General features: G+C 44.6%; 1 protein-coding gene. It reads left to right on the forward strand.

Annotated features, from left to right (window positions below; all coding sequences use genetic code 11):
- The coding region (locus tag B5J93_RS11610) for a zonular occludens toxin domain-containing protein (RefSeq protein WP_079326525.1) at nt 1-984 on the forward strand (984 nt) is incomplete at its 5' end.
- Nucleotides 985-1,020: the final 36 nt, after the last annotated feature.

The raw sequence follows: 1,020 nt of genomic DNA on the forward strand, positions 1-1,020 counted from the left end.
GAGATTGAAAAAGGCTTCTACAAGGAATTTTACTCGAACATCGAAGGCATTAAAGTCGCAGGCGTTCGCCCCCTGCCTGAAAATGCTGATTGGCGACAGCTTAACCCTAATAAAGACCCCAACGAACCGCCAAAGCTCATCATTATTGATGAATACCAGTATTTTGACGCCTTTATGAAAGAGAACCGCTCGGCACATAACAGGATAGGTAAAGACTTATCTACCCATAGACATTATGGGATTGATATTTGGTTCATCACGCAGTCGACAAAGCTACTAAATGACTATGTTTTAGAGAACGTGGGCGAACATGTCCATGTCCACCGACCAAAAAAGAAAAAAACCGTTGACGTTTACTGGTGGAGCTATTGCCAAAAAAGCCTGTCAAAAACAGCGTTTAAAGACGCTGACGACAAGCAAAAGTGGCACATCAACGAAAATATGTTCCCACTCTACAAGTCCACATCAGCGGTAACGGACGGCAAAGCACGAACAAGCCAAAAAACCGTGAGTGCGGTCATCACGTTTGCAATTACCGCCATTATCTTAACTGCTATTATCCTAAATGGCATGGAAAGCTACACACAGATGAGCGGTAACCCTTTTGATGATGTTGCCCAAAAAACGCAGTTACAAGATACATCTGTTGATTTTATCAAAGAACAAGATGATACTGCGACGACACAGGACCAGCAAGACCAGCAAGAACAAGAAAATAGACGTGTTTATTTGCTTGCCCAAGACTTACCACAAGATTACGAAATCAGACGCACCGAACCAATGCTCCAAGTGCGTGGGGTTATGCAGATGGGCGGTAAGTGTCTTGCTTACAACGCTTACGGCGATGTAATGACCCTATCCCCCACAGACTGCAAGGACTATGTTGGCACTGGGCGAGTGTTTAAGGCGACAACCGCCACCCCAGACCAATCCCCCACAGTAACAAACATTTCCGACCAACCAACACAAATAACCGACCAATGACAAAATGAACTACCGCATAATTAGCGTTATGTTAGC

This window comes from Moraxella equi (assembly GCF_002027555.1).
GTDB classification, from domain to species: Bacteria; Pseudomonadota; Gammaproteobacteria; order Pseudomonadales; family Moraxellaceae; genus Moraxella; species Moraxella equi.